At 69.7% G+C, this 20,231-nt stretch carries 19 protein-coding genes and 1 pseudogene; 13 read left to right on the forward strand and 7 right to left on the reverse strand.

The genetic code is table 11. From position 1 onward, the window contains the following. Positions 1-4 precede the first annotated feature (4 nt). The 7 genes from I8N67_RS01565 to I8N67_RS01590 all read right to left on the reverse strand — a co-directional run bounded on the left by I8N67_RS01565 (position 5) and on the right by I8N67_RS01590 (position 5,619). Positions 5-991, reverse strand: coding sequence for a M48 family metalloprotease (locus I8N67_RS01565; protein WP_200300715.1), 987 nt, complete (start codon positions 989-991; stop codon positions 5-7). Positions 992-1,055: 64 nt separating this feature from the next. Then, on the reverse strand, positions 1,056-1,562 hold the full coding sequence (locus I8N67_RS01570) for a Pycsar system effector family protein (RefSeq protein WP_200300716.1): 507 nt from the start codon (positions 1,560-1,562) through the stop codon (positions 1,056-1,058). Beyond that, entirely contained in the window at positions 1,559-2,545 is a 987-nt protein-coding gene (locus I8N67_RS01575) for an SPFH domain-containing protein (protein WP_200300717.1), read from the reverse strand. The genes I8N67_RS01570 and I8N67_RS01575 overlap by 4 nt, the downstream gene beginning before the upstream one ends. Before the next feature lie 19 nt (positions 2,546-2,564). Further along, complete coding sequence (locus I8N67_RS42170; RefSeq protein WP_234044754.1) at positions 2,565-2,852, reverse strand: hypothetical protein; 288 nt, start codon at positions 2,850-2,852, stop codon at positions 2,565-2,567. Next, positions 2,816-4,018 (reverse strand): hypothetical protein, encoded by a 1,203-nt coding sequence (locus I8N67_RS01580; protein WP_234044756.1) that lies wholly within the window; start codon positions 4,016-4,018, stop codon positions 2,816-2,818. The genes I8N67_RS42170 and I8N67_RS01580 overlap by 37 nt, the downstream gene beginning before the upstream one ends. Further along, positions 4,015-4,758 carry a hypothetical protein gene (locus tag I8N67_RS01585; protein WP_200300718.1) on the reverse strand — a complete coding sequence of 248 codons (744 nt, stop codon included), beginning with the start codon at positions 4,756-4,758 and terminating at the stop codon, positions 4,015-4,017. Before I8N67_RS01585 ends, I8N67_RS01580 begins: the two co-directional genes overlap by 4 nt. A gap of 144 nt (positions 4,759-4,902) precedes the next feature. Further along, the gene (locus tag I8N67_RS01590; RefSeq protein ID WP_200300719.1) at positions 4,903-5,619 is read right to left on the reverse strand and encodes a Crp/Fnr family transcriptional regulator; all 717 of its coding nucleotides are present in this window, start codon (positions 5,617-5,619) and stop codon (positions 4,903-4,905) included. A gap of 223 nt (positions 5,620-5,842) precedes the next feature. Between I8N67_RS01590 and I8N67_RS01595 the strand changes: the two genes are divergently transcribed. From I8N67_RS01595 to I8N67_RS01650, 13 genes and pseudogenes are all read left to right on the forward strand, one after another. Continuing rightward, a complete protein-coding gene (locus I8N67_RS01595; protein ID WP_307835119.1) occupies positions 5,843-6,376 on the forward strand; it encodes a DUF1707 and DUF4190 domain-containing protein in 534 nt (177 codons plus the stop codon). A 289-nt stretch (positions 6,377-6,665) separates the two neighbouring features. Beyond that, positions 6,666-7,037 carry a 30S ribosomal protein S12 gene (rpsL, locus tag I8N67_RS01600; protein WP_003948652.1) on the forward strand — a complete coding sequence of 124 codons (372 nt, stop codon included), beginning with the start codon at positions 6,666-6,668 and terminating at the stop codon, positions 7,035-7,037. Between the two features lie 2 nt (positions 7,038-7,039). Then, positions 7,040-7,510 carry a 30S ribosomal protein S7 gene (rpsG, locus tag I8N67_RS01605; RefSeq protein ID WP_005481264.1) on the forward strand — a complete coding sequence of 157 codons (471 nt, stop codon included), beginning with the start codon at positions 7,040-7,042 and terminating at the stop codon, positions 7,508-7,510. 39 nt (positions 7,511-7,549) lie between these two features. Further along, positions 7,550-9,676 carry an elongation factor G gene (fusA, locus tag I8N67_RS01610; RefSeq protein WP_200300720.1) on the forward strand — a complete coding sequence of 709 codons (2,127 nt, stop codon included), beginning with the start codon at positions 7,550-7,552 and terminating at the stop codon, positions 9,674-9,676. A 156-nt stretch (positions 9,677-9,832) separates the two neighbouring features. Beyond that, positions 9,833-11,026, forward strand: coding sequence for an elongation factor Tu (gene tuf, locus I8N67_RS01615; protein WP_046706202.1), 1,194 nt, complete (start codon positions 9,833-9,835; stop codon positions 11,024-11,026). A 177-nt stretch (positions 11,027-11,203) separates the two neighbouring features. Then, positions 11,204-11,962: a hypothetical protein gene (locus I8N67_RS01620; RefSeq protein ID WP_200300721.1), complete on the forward strand. Its 759-nt coding sequence runs from the start codon at positions 11,204-11,206 to the stop codon at positions 11,960-11,962. Next, a complete protein-coding gene (locus I8N67_RS01625; RefSeq protein WP_200300722.1) occupies positions 11,959-13,119 on the forward strand; it encodes a P-loop NTPase family protein in 1,161 nt (386 codons plus the stop codon). Before I8N67_RS01620 ends, I8N67_RS01625 begins: the two co-directional genes overlap by 4 nt. Then, positions 13,106-13,843 (forward strand): hypothetical protein, encoded by a 738-nt coding sequence (locus I8N67_RS01630; RefSeq protein WP_200300723.1) that lies wholly within the window; start codon positions 13,106-13,108, stop codon positions 13,841-13,843. The genes I8N67_RS01625 and I8N67_RS01630 overlap by 14 nt, the downstream gene beginning before the upstream one ends. Positions 13,844-13,869: 26 nt before the next feature. After that, positions 13,870-14,478 (forward strand): hypothetical protein, encoded by a 609-nt coding sequence (locus tag I8N67_RS01635; RefSeq protein WP_200300724.1) that lies wholly within the window; start codon positions 13,870-13,872, stop codon positions 14,476-14,478. Continuing rightward, positions 14,475-14,603, forward strand: a complete 129-nt coding sequence (locus tag I8N67_RS43695) for a hypothetical protein (protein ID WP_267912636.1) — start codon at positions 14,475-14,477, stop codon at positions 14,601-14,603. The genes I8N67_RS01635 and I8N67_RS43695 overlap by 4 nt, the downstream gene beginning before the upstream one ends. A gap of 131 nt (positions 14,604-14,734) precedes the next feature. Then, a pseudogene (locus I8N67_RS01640) lies at positions 14,735-18,018 on the forward strand (glycosyl hydrolase 115 family protein). Between the two features lie 13 nt (positions 18,019-18,031). Further along, the gene (locus tag I8N67_RS01645; protein WP_200300725.1) at positions 18,032-19,102 is read left to right on the forward strand and encodes an endo-1,4-beta-xylanase; all 1,071 of its coding nucleotides are present in this window, start codon (positions 18,032-18,034) and stop codon (positions 19,100-19,102) included. Between the two features lie 295 nt (positions 19,103-19,397). After that, positions 19,398-20,225 carry a hypothetical protein gene (locus tag I8N67_RS01650; protein WP_200300726.1) on the forward strand — a complete coding sequence of 276 codons (828 nt, stop codon included), beginning with the start codon at positions 19,398-19,400 and terminating at the stop codon, positions 20,223-20,225. The last annotated feature ends 6 nt before the right edge of the window (positions 20,226-20,231 follow it).

Here is a 20,231-nt window from a genome sequence, read left to right on the forward strand (position 1 = left end):
GTGCTCAGCGGGGTTCCTCCAGATGGGCCTGGAGGTGGTGGAGCCGGGTGTGGACATCGGGGTGCGAGGCGAGGAGGCGTGCGATCACTCCTTCCTTCGTGAAGCGGACACGGCCACCCTTGGCGGCGACGCCGGTGCGTACGGGCTCCGTACGGTCGAGATCGTCGCGCAGTACGGTGCTCAGCTGCTCGGCGAAGCCGAGGCCCGCCGCGTGTTCGTCGGCGCGGAGCTCGGAGCGGCGGGATAGGGCGGCCAGGAGATAGGGCGTGGCCAGTGGCAGGAAGATCAGACCGTACGTGGCCGTCGCCAGGGCGAACACGGCGGCGCCCAGGACACCGATCAGCAGGGCGGCGGCGCCCACCGAGAGCCGGTCGACGCGTGCGGCCAGCCACCGCAGGAGCTGCCAGGCGATCCGTCCCGGCAGCGAGTACCAGAGCGTGAGCAGTGAGGCCCAGGCATGCCCTCCCGCGTGGTGGCCCAGCTCGTGCGCGAGGACGCCGGCGAGTCGCGCGGGTGTCAGAGTCCTGAGCGAGTGGCTGGTGACGCCGACGATGTGGCCCGCGGCCGCCATGGCGTTGATGCCGGCGCTGTCCTCGACCCACAGCTGATAGCTGTCACCGTCCACACCGGCCCGGACGGTCACCTCGCGCCAGACCGTCTTCAGCTTGCGGCCCTCTTCCGGGGTCGGGTATCGCAGCCCGAACAGCCAACGGGCGAGCAGGCATTCGCAGCGGTGGTTGAAGACGAGCGCACCGCTCACGGCCCAGCCGCCGAGCGGGATCCACCAAGGCGGACCGAACAGGGCGTCGACGGCGTACACCACCAGGAAGACGACGGCCAGGCTCATCAGCACGTGCGGCAGTTGGAGTGCCAGGCTCCCGAGCGTGGTGGCGTCCGCGCCGCGATGGCGTGCCGATATGTGGACGCGGCCCCCGCGGGGCGAGAGATCGGGTGGCTCGTGGTGGTTCTCGGATTCGTACGGGATGGACATGGCGGCTCCTTGTCGCAGGTGAGGGCACGGGCGAGGAGGCGGGTGCGGAGGTAGGTGAGGGTGTTCAGGTCATGAGCAGGGATCCGGGCAGCAGGAGCGTGGCGCAGCCGAAGGCGGCCAGGCCGGTGCGGATCCAGAAGTGTTTGCGGGCCACGATGCGGCTGGTCTCGGCCAGCGCCGGAACGAGACCGAGAGCCGGGTCGCGCCCGGTCTCCGCCACGGCTGCGGCGAGCTGGTCGGCCCGGACGGCGCGTCGTACATCACCGAAGTAGGTGAGGGGCCGACCGGGCTCCCAGCTGCTTCGGCGGTAGCGGGGCAGCACGGCCAGCAGCAGGGCGAACACCGCTGTGACCAGGGACGCGGCGCCGACCCACCACAGGAGCGTGGCGGTGTGAGAGAGCGCGGTGGGCCTCCAGCGGAGCCCGCCGAGCAGGCCCGTCGTGATGCCGAGAGCCCCGACCAGGACGGAGGCCTTGGTGTCGGCGCGGGCGATCTCGGCGCGGAGGTCGCCGAGCAGCTGGAGGCCCGCCTGCATCTCCGGGGTGAGCGCCGGTGCGGGTACGGCGCTCATGCGGACCCCTGCGGGGGCTCGTCCTCGGGCGGGGTGCCGGACTTCAGGACGTTCGTCATCCACTCCGCGGTGAGCTTGCGCGGCTCGTCCAGCTGGTAGTTCTCCAGTCCTTCCTTGTCGAGCACGCGGTCGATCAGATGGCGCTGCGTGTCGAGGAGGTGCTTGCGGGCCTCGCCCAGATGCTGGAGGACGAGCCGGGTGTCCTCGGGGTGTTCCGCCAGATGCAGCGCCAGCGCGGTGGTGTCGTCCCTGGCCAGGCAGTCCTCGTAGAACTTGATCCTCTCCGCCCGGATGCGGGCCTCGTGCTGCTGCCGCTGGATCGAGACGGCGTGCTCGGGGGCGGACGCCTCCGCCTCGTAGCGGGCGATCCGCAGTCGCTCCCGGTGGGTGCGTTCCACGGCGTCGCCGCGCAGGCGGACGGTGACGGTGGCCCGTAGACCGTGGTCGGCGCCGATCGGTGCGGCCTCGTCCAGCGCGCGCTGGACGGCCTTTTCGGCCCGGGAGGGCTCGGCGATGGTGTGGTCGCGGCCGACGGCGCGCATCAGCGGGACGATTTCCTGCGCGAGGAGACCGGGCACGTCCCGCTCCTGACTGCTGACGAACCTGGCCGGGTCCGTGACCCGCCAGCCGATGTCGGCGGCGACCTCGAACTCGATGGTGTCGATCCGGCTGGGCAGGTGTTCCCGCAGCTGGAAGGCGTGCGGGTCGGTCCTGACCTCGTACAGGGCGACGTAGCGGCGGACACCGGTGGGCCGGGTCGGCGGTGGGAAGGTCTCGTACACGCCCTTGCGGGTCACGAAGACCAGGGCGTGGTCGATCCGTCCGAGGAACCGGCGGCCGCCCAGGCGGAGCCGCGGCAGCTGCCACACCCTGACGACGGGGTCGCGGAACGGGGCGGGCTGCGGAGGGAGTGGTATTTCCTCCTCCGACCGATCGGGCCGGTCGGGTTCGTCGGGCTGGAGGCGTGGGTCGTCGGTTTCCATGGACTGCTCCAGGTGATCGTCAGGCGGGGTGGACGGTCGCGCGCAGCCGTACGGCCGCCGCCGGGACGCTCTCGTCGTAGTCGCGGACGGTGCGCAGGAGGTGGGTGATGCGCTGGTGGTTGGCCGGTGCGGCCGCCAGCGTGGGGAGCAGGGTGGCGAGGGCGGCCTCGGAGTCCGGGGCGCGGGCGACGTTGAGCACCCAGCCGCGCAGGACCCGCAGGGCCTGGAAGGTGAGTTCGTGGTCGTTGAGTGCCGCGTTCCAGAAGGCGGTCAGGCACCGGACGTCCTCGACCTCGTCGACCGCCACGGCGCCGGCGTACCAGTCGAGGACGATCGGGCGGTCGCCGTCCTCCTCGTACTGGTCGCACGCCTGGACGAACGCGCGCAGGGCGTGGGTGCGTACCGCCCGGTCGTGGGCCGGACCTCCGGGTTCGAGGCGCTCGGCCAGGGCGCGGAGGACCGGGCTCTTCGCCGTGAGGAGGAGCAGTTCCAGGGCATCCGCAAGCTGCTTGTCCTCCTCCTTCCGGTCCTTCTCCCGCTTCTCCTCGTTCGCGTGTTCGTCCTCGACGGGCCTGCGGATGGCGTCGAGCAGGGCGCGCAGGGTGATCTCGTGGTGGGCGGTGCCCAGGAGGCCGTAGGCGCGGATGGCGGTCCACCGGCGGCTGTGGTGGTCGCCGGTGCACCAGTTTTCTTCGTTTCCTCCGGAGGCTGCTGCCGTACGAGGAACTCCGTGACGTACGGCAGTCCGCTCAGCTTCGTCCAGGTCTCCTCGTCCAGGGCCCGGACGACGTGGGAGGCCAGCATGTCCTCGGTCGACGGGGCCTCCCACCGCACGGAGGGGACGTCGGCCGGTACCGCCGACGACTCGACCGTGATGACGAGACGGCCGCGTACCCGCTCCAGCTGCTCGCGCAGGCCCGACAGGAACGGTGCCCGCAGCGGACGGTGGCGACCGGTGTCCCAGTCGCAGAGGACGTAGCCGTCGGGGTGGTCCAACTCGTCGCGCAGGGCGGTGGGCGTGGTGTGCGAGTCGAGGTCGCGCAGCTGATCGACGCCGAGCTCGGACAGCAGCATCAGCGCGGCCGAGCGGCGGCCGGTGGCGTGCCCACCGGTCAGGATCACGATCCGCTCGTCGCGCAGCCGGGCGAGCGCCTCGCCGAAGCGGGGGCCCTCCCGGAACACGGCCTTCAACGCCACGACGTCCGGCCGCGGGATCGGACCGGAAGCCCGGCGGAGGGGCTCGGCGCGGCCCCCGAAGTGGAAGATCGTGTCGCCGTAGTGGGTGCCACCGGTCTGGCCGAACTGGTCGCCGTCGATCAGCGTGGACGCGAGCGCGCGGGCCGTGTGCTTGACCAGGTCCTGCCGGGCCTGCCACGCCTTCTGCCGTTGCTCCGGAGCCTGGTCCTCCTGATTCTTCTCCTCGTCCTTCGGCGCCTCGCCGGCCTTCGGCGCGCCTGCGGCGTCCTCGCTCATCGCCGCTCTCCCCGGTCGGGCGCCCCGAAGTGGAGCCCCCCGTGGACGGTGCCGCCGGTGACGCCGTACTGGTCGCCGCCGATGTGGGTGTGGTGGGCCGGGGCCGTGCCGTCGGCGGGGTCCGTGGCCGTCGGCGTGTCCTCGGCGGGCCGGGGGGTGGCCGTCTCCGTGCCCGGCTCGCCGTGCAGCCAGGCCACGGTGGGCCCCTCCTTCGTGTGCACGGTGACGCGGTGGAAGTCGTCCGGGCGCACGCCCAGCGGGCCGTGGCGCACGACTCCCCGGTAGATGTCGTCGGAGACGCACAGGACGCTGTCGGAGTCGCGCTGTTTGAGGGCGTCGCGCAGGGGGTCGGCGTTCAGGAGGCGTACGGCGTGGTTGAGGTCCGAGCCGACCCAGCCGTCGAGCTCGTCGACGGCGACGTAGCCGGAGGAAAGGACGATGCGCAGCCGCATCCGCGCACTGCTCGCGAGCAGGCGGTTCTTGTTGTGGAGGACGGCGGGGGTGTCGGTCAGCAGGGTCTTCACCAGCGCCGGTACGGAGATCTGGGTGTCGATGAGCCCCATGACGGAGTCACCGCGGTCGGCGCGCAGGCTGGCGGTCTCGTCGACGCCGGCGGCTTCGAGCGTGGCGTCGACGACGTCGTACAGGACCCGGCGCAGATACGCCTGTTCCACGTCGTCACGGGTGCCGAACTGCTCGATGTCGAAGAGCAGGAGCGTGCGGTATACGGGGTCGGCCATGTCTGTCCCTGTCTGCCTCTCGCGAGTCGGTGCGTGGCTGGCACGAAGCACGATGGCGGGCGGACGGCGCGAAGCGGAGGACGGATGACATGGACGAACTGTGACCGTGTGCACAGAACCACGGCCGAGCGGATCCGACCCGGGTCAGGAAGAACCCTCGCCGATGATGCGGCGCAGGACGTCGGGGCGGAGGACCACGATGCGTCGGCGTCTGGTGGCGACGACCTGCCGGGCGCGCAGTTCCTTGAGGAGGCGGGCGACCGCCTCGCGGGAGGAACCGACGGAGCCCGCGAACTCCTGCTGGCTGAGCCCGATCGTGAGTTCGATGCCCTCGTCGGTACGGCTTCCGTGGGTACGGACGAGTTCGAGCAGCAGGACGGCGAGCCGTTCACGCACGGTGAGGGCGGCCCACTCCAGCCGCCGGCGGTCCGTCGAGCGCTGGCGGTCGGTCGCCAGGCCGAGCAGCTGCAGCGACGTCGCGGGGCTGCCCGCGAGGAACGTGGTGAAACGGGCCTGGGCGATGACGACCGCCTCGACCGGGTCCAGGGCCGTCACCGTGGCCGAGCGGTGGCGCCCGCTCAGGGCGGCACCCTCTCCGATGATGTCGCCGGGGCCGCGCAGGGCGAGTAGCGCCTCGTAGCCGTTGGCCGCGATCGCCGTGACCTTGGTCCAGCCGTGCAGGAGTAGGAGGACATGGGTGGACGGCTCGTCCTGATGCATGATCACGGTGCGTGCCCGGTAGCTCATGGGGCGACCGGTCGCCAGCAGAGCCACCCGGTCCTCCTTCTCCAGGCGGGCGAGGAAGGGCACGCGGTCGTCGAAACCGTCGTCGTCCCACGCACGTGTGCGTCCCTCAGCCATCCGCCGCCCCCCTGTTCACCTGTGCGGATGCCGCCGACTCCGCAATCAGTCAAGGTACTTGAGGTGGCCATGCAGGGACGGTCGCTTATCGGCCTCCGGCCGACGGCCGGCCTCGGCCATCGGCCCGGTGGCAGAACCGGGACACAAGCACCCCCGGGAACCGATGCCGTGGGCCGTGCGTTGCAGCATCATGGAGGCACAACCAGTCCGGGGGAGTGTTCTCGTGTCGAACCCGTCGTGGCAGCCGGTGCCGTGGCAGGCGCAGGGCAATAGTCCTTCGCTGCTCGCCGCCCATGCCGATCGTGAGCGTGCCGTGGATGTTCTGCGGGCCGGCTTCAGTGAGGGCCGCCTCCAGCAGGACGAGTACGAGAAGCGCGTCGAGAGGGCCTTCACGGCGCGCACGGTGGGGGAGCTGGCCGTGTTGGTCGCCGACCTGCCACAGGGGCCCTCAGGGATGCAGCCGGCGATGGGCGCCGCGGTGCCGCGGACCTTCATGCCCGCTCCGCCGCTGCCTCCGGCCACCAACGGCAAGGCTGTGGGGGCCATGGTGTGTGGCGTGCTCACGACCATGACGATGGGGCTCACGGGCATTCCCGCCGTTATTTTGGGGCACACCGCCAAAGCCGAGATGCGCCGCACCGGTGAGGGCGGTGAGGGATTCGCGCTGGCCGGGATCATCCTCGGATGGCTCTCCGTGGCCGGGTGGGCCTTCTTCCTCGCCATCATCATGATCGCGAGCGTCGCGTCGGGCAGTTAGCCGTACGCCGGGGGCGTGCGGCTGGCGTACAATGCCGGGCCTCAAACCCCCGCACGCCCATTTGTTTTGACCATAGCCAATGAGGTAGGTACGCTCAGACCTTGTGCCTGGGGTGTGCCCTGGCTTCCGTGCGTGCCTTCAACCGCACAGGGGAAGCCGCAGCGGCCACCGTGATCTGTGTCCTTTCCGTCTGGCGGCGGAAGTCCGCAGCATTCGACACACCCGACCGCGTGGGTCGGAGATGTTTCAGGTTAGCTTCACCATTCGGCACACAGAAACCGGAGAAGTAGTGCCTACGATCCAGCAGCTGGTCCGGAAGGGCCGGCAGGACAAGGTCGAGAAGAACAAGACGCCCGCACTCGAGGGTTCGCCCCAGCGTCGCGGCGTCTGCACGCGTGTGTTCACGACCACCCCGAAGAAGCCGAACTCGGCCCTGCGTAAGGTCGCGCGTGTGCGTCTGACCAGCGGGATCGAGGTCACTGCCTACATTCCGGGTGAGGGACACAACCTGCAGGAGCACTCCATCGTGCTCGTGCGCGGCGGCCGTGTGAAGGACCTGCCCGGTGTTCGCTACAAGATCATCCGCGGTTCGCTTGACACCCAGGGTGTCAAGAACCGCAAGCAGGCCCGCAGCCGCTACGGCGCCAAGAAGGAGAAGTAAGAATGCCTCGTAAGGGCCCCGCCCCGAAGCGCCCGGTCATCATCGACCCGGTCTACGGTTCTCCTCTTGTCACGTCGCTCATCAACAAGGTGCTGCTGAACGGCAAGCGCTCCACCGCCGAGCGCATCGTGTACGGCGCCATGGAGGGCCTGCGCGAGAAGACCAGCAATGACCCGGTCATCACGCTGAAGCGCGCGCTGGAGAACATCAAGCCGACCCTCGAGGTCAAGTCCCGCCGTGTCGGTGGTGCGACGTACCAGGTTCCGATCGAGGTCAAGCCCGGTCGCGCCAACACGCTCGCGCTGCGCTGGCTGGTCGGTTACTCCCGCGCCCGTCGCGAGAAGACCATGACCGAGCGTCTGCTCAACGAGCTTCTCGACGCCTCCAACGGCCTCGGTGCCGCTGTGAAGAAGCGCGAGGACACCCACAAGATGGCCGAGTCCAACAAGGCCTTCGCGCACTACCGCTGGTAGTCGCAGACCCCATCGAGACCGAGAGAAGACCGAAGCCTTATGGCTACCACTTCACTTGACCTGGCCAAGGTCCGCAACATCGGGATCATGGCCCACATCGACGCGGGCAAGACGACCACCACCGAGCGGATCCTCTTCTACACCGGCGTCAGCTACAAGATCGGTGAGGTCCACGACGGCGCTGCCACCATGGACTGGATGGAGCAGGAGCAGGAGCGTGGCATCACGATCACCTCTGCTGCCACCACCTGTCACTGGCCGCTCGAGGACGACGACTACACGATCAACATCATCGACACCCCGGGCCACGTGGACTTCACGGTCGAGGTGGAGCGTTCGCTCCGCGTCCTCGACGGTGCCGTCACCGTGTTCGACGGTGTGGCCGGTGTCGAGCCGCAGTCCGAGACGGTGTGGCGTCAGGCCGACCGTTACGGCGTGCCGCGCATCTGCTTCGTGAACAAGCTCGACCGGACCGGCGCGGAGTTCCACCGCTGCGTCGACATGATCAAGGACCGGCTCGGCGCCGTTCCGATCATCATGCAGCTGCCGATCGGTGCCGAGATGGACTTCAAGGGCGTTGTGGACCTGGTCCGCATGAAGGCGCTCGTGTGGTCCGCCGAGGCGGCGAAGGGCGAGATGTACGACGTCGTCGACATCCCCGCCACGCACGCCGAGGCTGCCGAGGAGTACCGCGGCAGGCTGGTCGAGACCGTCGCCGAGAACGACGACGAGATCATGGAGCTGTTCCTGGAGGGCCAGGAGCCCACCGAGGAGCAGCTGTACGCCGCGATCCGTCGCATCACCATCGCGTCCGGCAAGTCCGACGGAATCACCGTCACCCCGGTGTTCTGTGGCACCGCGTTCAAGAACAAGGGCGTTCAGCCCCTGCTCGACGCGGTCGTGCGCTACCTGCCGACCCCCCTGGACGTCGAGGCCATCGAGGGCCACGACGTCAAGGACCCCGAGGTCGTCGTCAAGCGCAAGCCGTCGGACGAGGAACCGCTGTCCGCGCTCGCCTTCAAGATCATGAGCGACCCGCACCTCGGCAAGCTCACGTTCGTCCGGATCTACTCCGGTCGCCTGGAGTCCGGCACCGCCGTGCTGAACTCCGTCAAGGGCAAGAAGGAGCGCATCGGCAAGATCTACCGCATGCACGCGAACAAGCGTGAGGAGATCGAGTCGGTGGGCGCCGGCGACATCGTCGCCGTGATGGGCCTGAAGCAGACCACCACCGGTGAGACGCTGTGCGACGACAAGCAGCCGGTGATCCTGGAGTCCATGGACTTCCCGGCGCCGGTCATCCAGGTCGCCATCGAGCCCAAGTCCAAGGGTGACCAGGAGAAGCTGGGTGTCGCCATCCAGCGTCTCGCGGAGGAGGACCCCTCCTTCCAGGTTCACTCGGACGAGGAGACGGGCCAGACCATCATCGGTGGTATGGGCGAGCTGCACCTCGAGGTGCTGGTCGACCGTATGCGCCGTGAGTTCAAGGTCGAGGCCAACGTCGGTAAGCCGCAGGTCGCGTACCGTGAGACGATCCGCAAGGCCGTCGAGCGCGTGGACTACACCCACAAGAAGCAGACCGGTGGTACCGGTCAGTTCGCGAAGGTGCAGATCGCGATCGAGCCCATCGAGGGCGGCGACGCGTCGTACGAGTTCGTGAACAAGGTGACCGGTGGTCGTATCCCGAAGGAGTACATCCCTTCGGTCGACGCCGGTGCGCAGGAGGCCATGCAGTTCGGCATCCTCGCCGGGTACGAGATGACGGGCGTCCGCATCACGCTTCTCGACGGTGCCTACCACGAGGTCGACTCCTCCGAGCTGGCGTTCAAGATCGCCGGTTCGCAGGCGTTCAAGGAGGCCGCGCGCAAGGCGTCCCCCGTGCTCCTTGAGCCGATGATGGCCGTCGAGGTCACCACGCCCGAGGACTACATGGGTGACGTCATCGGCGACATCAACTCCCGCCGTGGTCAGATCCAGGCCATGGACGAGCGGGCCGGTGCCCGTGTCGTGAAGGGCCTCGTGCCCCTCTCGGAGATGTTCGGCTACGTCGGAGATCTCCGCAGCAAGACGTCGGGTCGCGCAAGCTACTCGATGCAGTTCGACTCCTACGCCGAGGTTCCGCGGAACGTCGCCGAGGAGATCATCGCGAAGGCCAAGGGCGAGTAACGCACTCCGCTTGCACGCTTTAGGCTTGACTCCGGAGCCTCCGAGGGCAAACACCCGCAAGCAAGGGTGTTTGTCTCAGGGCCCGGGCTTTCCAGCAAAGATCACCTGGCGCCGATGAAGCAAGGCGTTCCAGAACCACTCCACAGGAGGACCCCAGTGGCGAAGGCGAAGTTCGAGCGGACTAAGCCGCACGTCAACATCGGCACCATCGGTCACATCGACCACGGTAAGACGACCCTCACGGCCGCCATTACCAAGGTGCTGCACGACGCGTTCCCGGACCTGAACGAGGCCTCGGCGTTCGACCAGATCGACAAGGCTCCCGAAGAGCGCCAGCGCGGTATCACCATCTCGATCGCGCATGTCGAGTACCAGACGGAGACCCGTCACTACGCCCACGTCGACTGCCCCGGTCACGCGGACTACATCAAGAACATGATCACGGGTGCGGCGCAGATGGACGGCGCCATCCTCGTTGTCGCCGCCACGGACGGCCCGATGCCGCAGACCAAGGAGCACGTGCTCCTGGCCCGCCAGGTCGGCGTTCCGTACATCGTCGTCGCCCTGAACAAGGCCGACATGGTGGACGACGAGGAGATCCTGGAGCTCGTCGAGCTCGAGGTTCGTGAGCTGCTCTCCGAGTACGAGTTCCCGGGCGACGACCTGCCGGTCGTCAAGGTCTCGGCGCTCAAGGCCCTTGAGGGCGACAAGGAGTGGGGCCAGTCCGTCCTCGACCTGATGAAGGCCGTCGACGAGAGCATCCCGCAGCCCGAGCGTGACGTCGACAAGCCGTTCCTGATGCCGATCGAGGACGTCTTCACGATCACCGGTCGTGGCACCGTCGTCACCGGTCGTATCGAGCGTGGTGTCCTCAAGGTCAACGAGACCGTCGACATCGTGGGCATCAAGCAGGACAAGACCACCACCACGGTCACCGGCATCGAGATGTTCCGCAAGCTGCTCGACGAGGGCCAGGCCGGTGAGAACGTCGGTCTGCTCCTCCGTGGCATCAAGCGCGAGGACGTCGAGCGCGGCCAGGTCATCATCAAGCCCGGTTCGGTCACGCCGCACACCGAGTTCGAGGCCCAGGCCTACATCCTGTCCAAGGACGAGGGTGGCCGCCACACGCCGTTCTTCAACAACTACCGTCCTCAGTTCTACTTCCGTACGACTGACGTGACCGGTGTTGTGACCCTCCCCGAGGGCACGGAGATGGTCATGCCTGGCGACAACACGGAGATGAAGGTTGAGCTCATTCAGCCCATCGCCATGGAAGAGGGCCTGAAGTTCGCCATCCGTGAGGGTGGCCGGACCGTGGGCGCCGGCCAGGTCATCAAGATCACGAAGTGACTTTGATGTGACCTGGTAGCTCCAGCATCGCTGAGCTCCTGAAGGGGCCCGTACGACTTCGGTCGTACGGGCCCCTTTGTTGTTGCGGTGGGACCGGTTTCTTGCTGATTGTGATCGCTTGGAGATGAACTGATGATCTATTAGGAAAAGTCGGGTGAGCCTGGCTAGATTCGCCGCATGAACGAGCAGTACCCGGTGTACCGCGTGATGCTGGGCACCGACATCCGTGACTCCAGCGCGCGCGAGCGGTGCGACAGCCTGCTGCCCGAGCTTCGTGCCGCCCGCCTCGGGCTGATCGGCGGGGCCCTGGCGGCGTACGGCATCACGTCGGCCGGCTTCGACCTGCGCAACCGTGGTGACGGAGACCGCTACGACTTCGTCGCGGGTGTGTCGCCGGTCCCCGTGATCGAAGCCGTCAGCACGCACCTGCCGCCGAAGCTGCGCGCGTACAACAAGCGGGTGGCGCACGCCCTGCGGCTGGAGCTGCGGCTCGTGGTGCACGGGGGCTACATGATGCCGACCGCGGACGGCGGCGACGCGGACGGCGGCGAGGTGAACCTGCTGCACCGCATGCTGGACTCCGACGACCTGAAAGCCGCGCTCGCCCGGAGTGCCGCCCCTTGGGTGCTCGCGGTCTCGGAGCCGATCTGGCGCGGGGCGGCCCAGCACGGGCACGGCCAGGTCGACGCGGAGAGCTTCACGCCGCTCACCCTCACGCACCGGAACGGGGAGTGCCCCGTCTGGGTGACACCCGCGGCACCGGACCAGGCCGCCGGATTGCCGGAACCAGGACAGGGCGCCCAGGGCTTCGCCGCTCCGCCGGCGGCGCGGGGTTCGGGAGACGACGACGGCCAGGTCACGCGTGACTCGGTCGTCTTCAACGGTGACGTACGCGCGCGGAACATCGTGGGCCGCGACGAATGGCGCGTCGGATGAACCGGGCGACCGGCGAGGACCCGTCGGACATGGGTGGCGCGGGTAGTGCGGGTGGCACGAGGGGCTCGGGTGGCTCGGGTGGCCGCTTCGACCGGAGCGGCCGGGAGCCCGAGGAGGAGTTACGGCGCTCCTCGTCGGCCGGGTCCGCCGAGGACGGAGTGGACCACGAGGACACCGGCTTCGGAGCGGACGACTTCCAGCGGCTGAGGTCGGTGCTGCGGGAGGACCTGCGCAGGTTCACCGGGCCGGGGGAGTCCGTCACCTTCGAGGAGCGGGTGCGGGCCGAGACGCTGGTGGGCCGCGACCAGTTCGTCGTACACCTGGACGGCTCGGCGGAGACCCGGCCGACCTGGCACCGGCTCTCCGAGAAGGAGGTCGTCGAGCTCGACGCGCTGCTGGTGCCGCCACCGGGGAGCGAACAGGCGGGCAAGGTCCTGCGCGAGCGCCGGCTGCTCGTGCTCCACGGTCCCATCGGCACGGGCAAGGACTTCCACGCCAGGGCGCTCGCCGCGTCCGTCGTCCCGGCGGCGGGGGAGTGCCGGCTCCTGGCGCCCGGCACGGACCCGCACACGCTCCGCGCCGACGACATCGCCCGTGACTGCGTCTACGTCCTCGGGGCGGGCGCCGCGTACACCCCCTCGGCGTTCCACCTGTCCCGGCTCACCCGGACCCTCGTCGAGCGGAACGCCCGTCTCGTCGTGGTCGTGGACAGCTCGCTGCGCGTGACCCGGGAACTGGACGAGTGGGTGGTGGAGCAGCGGGAGCCGGCGGACCGGCGCGAGACGCTGCTGGGCCATCTGCGGTTCCGGGCGCGGTCGGGGGAGGCGTCCCGTGCCGCGGCCCTGGCCGGGCTTCCGGAGGCGACCGACTGGCTGGCGACCGGACCGTCCCCCGCGGAGGTCGCGCACGCCGCCCGCTGTCTGGCGCAGGGGCTGGCGCGCGGCAGGCCCGTGCGGGAGAGCCTGGACCAGGTGGGGGTGCGGGCCCTGGAGGAGGCCCGCACCCTGCTCGGCACGGACGGCGTACCGCGTGAACTGGCCATCGCCATCGCCTTCTTCGGGGGGCTCCCGTACCCCACCGTGCTCGGTCTCGGCCCGCTCGGCCGACTCCCGCGACCGCTGGGCCGCCTCCCTGGCGTTGTCCGTGGCGGTCCGTGACCCGGTGGTGGCACCGCACGCGATGGGGCTGGTGCGGTCCTGGGCGGCCACCGGCGACCGGTACCGCAGGATGACCGCCGGGCTGGCCTGGGGCGTAGGCGTGATCCCGCTCTATCCCGTGGTCGGGCTGCGCGGACTGCGGAGGCTGCTGCGGACGGAGGACACGGGTGTACGGACGACCACGGAGGTCGCCCTGCTGATGGCGTTCGCGGGTGGGCTGCGTTCCATGGTGCTGGACGCGCTGGGGGCCTGGTTCCCGGAGGCGAAGGGCGCGGAGCGGAGCAACCTGCTCGGTGTCTTCCTCCGGCTGTGCGGGCTGCGGGGCATCGAGGAACGGCCGGACGCCGATGCCTGGCCCTCCGTCCTGTGGCTGTTCGACCGGTCCCTGCCCGTCCCGGGCGGCACCTCCTCCGCTGCCGCCGCCTCAGTTACGGCCGGGGCGAGGGCTCCCCGCTCGTACGTCGATGTCGTGGACCTGTGGCGGGCCGCGCTCGACTCGGGCGGTACGCGGAAGGAGGCTCTGCGGGTGCTGAAGAGCTGGGTCCGGTGGGCGGACGACCGGGGTGAGTTCCGCGAGTCCCTGCTGGATCTCATCGACTTCCTGGCCGAGGGCGAGACGGCCGTGCGGCGCCTCGGGTACCACCTGGAACTCCTGGCGGACGACCGCGAACGCCCCTCGCACACCGCCGACCTGGCGTTGAGCAGAGTGCTGTATGTCATCTGATGTCATCTGAGGAGTGCACGTTGGGGATGAACGCGGACAGCCCGGTGCGCGGGCCGTATCCGGTCACGAGGCCCCGTGACATCGCGCCGGAGGCCGTGCCGGGTGCCGGTGAGGTGGCCGTGGTGAACCTGGCCACGGGGCTGACGCCCCTGCCGAAGGGGCAGCGGCCGACGTCCGGCATGAACTTCTTCAAGCGGCCCAAGGAGGAGTACTGGATCGTCGACACGCGCAGGCGCGCGACGACCCTGGAGTTCGAACTGGACAGCGTCTCCTGGCTGGTCTACCCCGTCCGCGTCCCGGTGCAGGTGGCCGCGTCCGTCGCGGTGTCCTACGCCGTGGCGCGCCATGCGCTCCCCGCGCCGAAGCCCCTCCCCGAGTGGCTGGCCCGCCGGTTCTCCTGGCTGCTCGGGACCTGCCTCTTCACTCCCGAGTACGCGATCACACGCGCGCTTCTCGACGCGGGCAAGGCCCAGCCGGTGGTGCTACGGGTGTACGGCCACTGGGTGGAGAACCTCACCGACTGGCTGACGGACACCGGCAAGGCGGCCGGGGCCTCGCCAAGTGCGCGGGCCTGCCCTTCCGTGTCGTCCTGCTGGCCACGCTCGTCTACCTCCTCGGCTACAACATGCAGGTGATCGGCCCAGCCGACGAGCCCGGCGCCGACGCGCCCGTGGTGATGTGGTGGGACGAGTTCGCCCAGTGGGCGGAGGCTCCTGAGTCCCCGCTGCTGGAGGAGCGCCGGGAGGATTTCGCCGGCTGACGCCTCGGCATCCGTCGAGTTCCGCCGGGCTGTTACGAAACCATTCGACGGGTTCGACCTGTTGTTCCCACGCTGCACTCCCCTCACTATTTGTCATGCCGCTGAGCAAATACCGGGTGGAGGGGTGTGGCATGTCTGGGTACGTCAGCCGCAGGGTCGTTCTGGGGGCCGGTGTCGGCGTTGGCGCCGCCGCGGTGCCGGTGCTGTCGGGGGTCGCCCGCGCGGAGGACGGAGCCGGTGCGGAAGGTGGGGCCGGTGCCGAGGACGGGACCGGTGTCGAAGGCGGGGCCGGCGCTGAGGGTGGGGCCGGTGCCGAGGGCGGGGCTCCGCGGGTGGTGGACCCGGGGGCGTACCTCTCCTTCTCGCCCGTGCCCGGCGGGTTCCCGCTCGTCGGCGCTCCGGTCGTCGTCAGCCCCGAGGATCACCCCGGAGTCGTACGGGTCGCAGGGGATCTGCGTGACGACATCGAGCGGGTGACGGGTGTTCGGCCGGGGGACTCGGCCGGGCCCGAGGTCGTGCTGGTGGGGACGATCGGTCGCAGCCCGCTGATCGACGGGCTGATCGCCGCCGGGAAACTGGACGTCACCGGGGGTACGCGGCAAGTGGGAGACCTCGCTGCAGACGGTCGTCGAGCGGCCGATGCCGGGGGTGGAGAGGGCCTTCGTGGTCGCGGGCAGCGATCCGCGCGGGACGATCTTCGGGGCGTACGACGTCTCGTACGGCCTCGGGGTCTCGCCCTGGTACTGGTGGGACGACGTGCCGCCGGTGCGCCGGGACGCGGTGTACGTACGGCCGGGGCGCTTCGGTCAGGGGACGCCGGCCGTGAAGTACCGGGGGATCTTCATCAACGACGAGAACCCGGCGCTCGGGACGTGGGCGCCGGCGTACTTCGGGCCCGGGAAGGCGCCCGGGCATCCCGGTGGCTTCAACGCGGACTTCTGGGCGAAGGTCTTCGAGGCGCTGCTGCGGCTGAAGGGGAACTACGTCTGGCCGGCGGTGTGGGGGAGGGCCTTCGCCGAGGACGACCCGGAGAACCATACCCGCGCGAAGCGGTATGGGATTGTCATGGGCACGTCTCATGAGGCGCCCATGATGCGGGGTATCGAGGAGTGGAACCGGCATGCGGTGCCGGCGGTGCGGGACTCCTCCGGCGCGATCGTGACCCCGGGGCACGACCCGTACGGCGGCACCGGCGAGTGGTCGTACCGACGGAACGCCGAGGCCATCCGGGCGTACTGGCGGGACGGCATCAAGCGGATGGTCGAGGAGGACTTCGAGGGCGTCGTCACGCTGGGGATGCGGGGGAACGGCGACACGAGCCTGCCGGACGGCGACGGCATCGAACTGATGACGGAGATCATCGAGACCCAGCGCGGGATCATCGCCGAGGTGACCGGGAAGCCGGTCGACGAGACCCCGCAGGTCTGGACCCTCTACAAGGAGGTCCAGCGGTACTGGGACCGGGGCTTGCGGGCGCCGGACGGCGTCACGGTGGTCCTGACGGACGACAACTGGGGGAACATCCGCAAGCATCCGGACCCCGCCGAGCCTCGGGCCGGCGGCTACGGGCTGTACTACCACTTCGATTACGTGGGCGTCGGCCGCAACTACAAGTGGGTCGACACGGCGAACCTCGCGAACCTGTGGGAGCAGCTGCACGAGGCGGACGCGTACGGCAATCACGGGCTGTGGGTGGTGAATGTCGGGGACCTGAAGGGGAACGAGCTGCCGACCGAGTTCTTCCTCGACTACGCCTGGAATCCCGGGCGTCGGGGGACGGGTGGCCCGGAGAACCTGGAGGAGTGGGAGCGGAGGTTCGCTCGGCAGAATTTCGGGGGCGAGTCCGGGCTTTCGGCATCGGCGTCGGCCTCGGTATCGGAGGAGATCGCCGAGGTGCTGAGCGAGTACGGGCAGCTCCAGGCGCGCCGGAAGCCCGAGCTGCTGAACCGGCGGATCACGCTCGACGCGTCGAAGGACCCGACGAAGGACGAGCGCGCGATCGTCTACGACGACCAGGAGACGCCCTTCTACTTCGGCCATCGGGAGCTGGAGCGGGTCACCGCGGAGTGGCGGGCGCTGGCGAAGCGGGCCGAGCGGGTGGGGCGGAGGCTTCCGGCGGGCGTGAAGGGACACGTGGTTCGAGCTGGTCGGGTACGCGGTGCTGGCCACGGCGAATCTGTACGGGTTGCGGGAGGCGGAGTTCAAGAACCTGCTGTACGCGGGGCAGGGGAGGGCGGCGACGAATGCCTTGGCCGCGGCGGCGGAGGCAGGACTGGAGCGGGACTTCGCGCTGGCCGACCGCTTCAACACCGAGGTCGCGGGCGGCAAGTGGCGAGGCTTCCAGACCCAGCCGCACATCGGGTACGGGGACGTGGAGCGCTACGGCCCCAACGCCGGATGGCAGCAGCCCGAGAAGAACAACGTGGCGCTGCCGGACGAGATCTTCCCCAAGGTGCGGCGGATCGAGGTGCCGGAGGCCGCCGAGTTGGGGGTGGCGGTGGACGGGGCGGACGACTCGGGGCAGTGGTGGCCCCGGTCCACCGCCGAGGCGGTGCTTCCGGTGTTCAGCCCGTATCAGACGCGGCCCCAGCAGTACGTCGAGGTGTTCAACCGGGGGCGTACGCCCTTCGAGTACCGGATCGAGTCGTCGGTGCCGTGGCTGGTGGTGGAGCGGTCGAAGGGGCGGGTCGAGGAGCAGGTACGGGTGGGGGGGCGGGTCGAGGAGCAGGTACGGGTGGGGGTGCGGGTCGAGTGGGGGCGGGTGCCGGGCGGCGGGGCCGAGGGTGTGCTGACGGTGAGCGGGGCGGGGGCCTCGGTGACCGTGAAGGCCGTCGCGCAGAAGCCGTCGGGGAAGGTGGCACGAGGGCTGCGGGGCTTCGTCGAGGCGGGCGGGTACGTCGCGATCGACGCGGAGCACCATGTGTGGGCGGTGGGTGCCAAGGGGATCGGGTGGCGGCGGATCGAGCGGATCGGCCGTACGGGGGCCGGGGTGACGCCGTGGCCGGTGACCGCCGCTCGGCAGACACCGGGCGGGGCCGGGCCGCGCCTGGAGTACGAGGTCAGCCTGTTGTCGGCGCCGGGTGAGGTGACGGTCCGGGCGTATGTCTCGCCACGGAATCCGACGCTCGCGACGGGCGGTCTGCGGTACGGGGTGTCGTTCGACGACGGTGAGCCGCAGGTCGTCGACATCAACGCCGTCACCGGGGCCGACGACGGGCTCATGAACAAGCAGTGGGCGCGCAACACGTCGGACAACGTGAACGTGACGGCGACGCGGCACGCGCTGGGGACGGCCGGTGTGCACCGGCTGAAGTTCTGGATGGTCGATCCGACGGTGATCCTTCAGCGCCTGGTGATCGACACGGGTGGGCTGACGCCGACGTATCTGGGGCCGCTGGAGAGCCGCCGGATCTGAGAGGGGACGACAGATGAGCCACACGAACCGCTTCCGCATGCCCGTGCTCGCGCTGGCCGCCGGGGCGCTGCTGGCCACGGGGGTGGCAGCGCAGCCGGCCTCGGCGCACGGCGGCCCGCCCTTGAGGACGCTGGCGCACCGGGCCGACGTACGCATCGGCACGGCCGTCGACATGGCGGCCCTGGCGGACGACCGGACGTACCGCAGTACGACGGCACGCGAGTTTGATTCCGTGACCGCCGAGAACGTCATGAAGTGGGAGTCGGTCGAGCCGCAGCGTGGGGTCTACGACTGGAAGCCGGCGGACGACCTGGTCCGCTACGCCCGTGCCCACGGCCAGGTGGTCCGTGGGCACACCCTGGTCTGGCACAGCCAGCTGCCGGGCTGGCTGACGGCCGGGGTGGCGGACGGTTCGATCGGCGCGGCGGAGCTGCGCGTGATCCTTCGGAAGCACATCACCACCGAGGTGAAGCGGTACAAGGGCCGGATCCAGCAGTGGGACGTGGTGAACGAGGTCTTCGAGGAGGACGGCAGCCTGCGGAACTCCATCTGGCTGCAGCAGCTCGGCCCCTCCTACATAGCCGACGCCTTCCGCTGGGCCCACGCCGCCGACCCCCGGGCCAAGCTCTTCCTCAACGACTACAACGTCGAGGGCGTCAACCCGAAGTCCACGGCGTACTACGAACTGGCGAAGCGATTGCGCGCGGAGGGCGTCCCGGTACAGGGCTTCGGCGCCCAGGCCCACCTCGCCATCCAGTACGGCTTCCCGGGTGACGTCTCCGCGAACCTGGCCCGCTTCGAGGCGCTGGGCATGCAGACGGCGTTCACGGAGGTCGACGTACGGATGATCCTGCCGGTGGACGAGGCGAAGCTCGCGACCCAGGCGTCCTACTTCCGGCGGCTGCTGGACGCGTGCCTCGGCGCCCGGAGCTGCAAGTCCTTCACGGTGTGGGGCTACACGGACCGGTACTCCTGGGTGCCGGGCGTCTTCGGGGGCCAGGGCGCGGCTACACCGATGGACGAGGGGTACGGGCGGAAGCCGGCGTACGGGGCGTTGGGGGAGGGGTTGGCGGCGGGGCGGTGAGGTGGGGTTGAGCCGGGGGCCGGGCGAGGGGCGGCCGTTGCGGCTGCCCCTCGCCCGGGTGGGGGCTCAGCCCTCGGTGAAGAGTTCCGCTGTCGACGCGGCCGTGATGGCCTGGTCGAACCAGCGGCCCAGCACGTCCAGGTCGTCGCAGGACGTGATGCGCTCGCGGTCGGCGTCCGAGACGTCGAGGCCGCGGCGGTCCAGGATCCGCAGGATGTCCTCCGCGCTCGGGAGGCATGATCACGTCATTGGTAGTCTGCCGCCTCCATATCCCGCACCCTCCGGAGAGGTGTGAATGAACGCAGGCAGACGTACCGCCGCGGTGGCCACGATCGTGGGAGCGCTGGCTCTCTCGGTGCTCGGCGCCCCGGCGGCACAGGCGGCTGACACCGGTATCACCGTGTCGGACATCGTCATCAACAACGGCAAGCCGATCGTGGTCGGCACGTCGAAGGAGGTGGAGCCGCCCCTCAGCTTCAACATCGCTCTGCCGTCCGGGTACAGCACCGCGAACCCGTCCCGCTACGACGCGTCGCCGTTCCTCTACCGAGGCAGCATCGAGACGGCGGCCGACACCGGAGAGAACTTCATCCAGCCGGGCAGCTACACCTGCTACGAGATCGACTCCAAGCACGCCCGCTGCGAGGGCAACCTCTACATCGACCCGCACCCGAGCCAGGAGCACGTCGACTCCAACAGCGACGCCACCACCTGGAAGGTCGGCGTCTCGCTGCGCCTGTGGAAGGCCGACGGCGGCCTCAAGACCGAGGAACTCGAAACCCGGTCCAGGACCGTCCAGCTCAAGCGCGCGGCCAAGGCCACCGCCAACGCCTCGCCGGAGCCCGTCACCAAGGGCCAGAAGATCACCGTCACGGGCAAGCTGACCCGGGCGAACTGGAGCACCAAGAAGTACGGCGCCTACAGCGGCCGCACGGTGACCCTCCAGTTCAAGGCGAAGGGCACCGACACCTTCAAGGCGGTCAAGAAGGCCACCACGAGTAGCACGGGTGTCCTCAAGACCACGGTCACCGCCGCCACCGACGGTTCCTGGCGCTGGGTGTACTACGGCAACACGACGACCGGCACCGCGACCGGCGCGGCGGACTACGTCGACGTGCGCTGACCGCCG

Source organism: Streptomyces adelaidensis (genome assembly GCF_016598475.1).
GTDB classification, from domain to species: domain Bacteria; phylum Actinomycetota; class Actinomycetes; order Streptomycetales; family Streptomycetaceae; genus Streptomyces; species Streptomyces adelaidensis.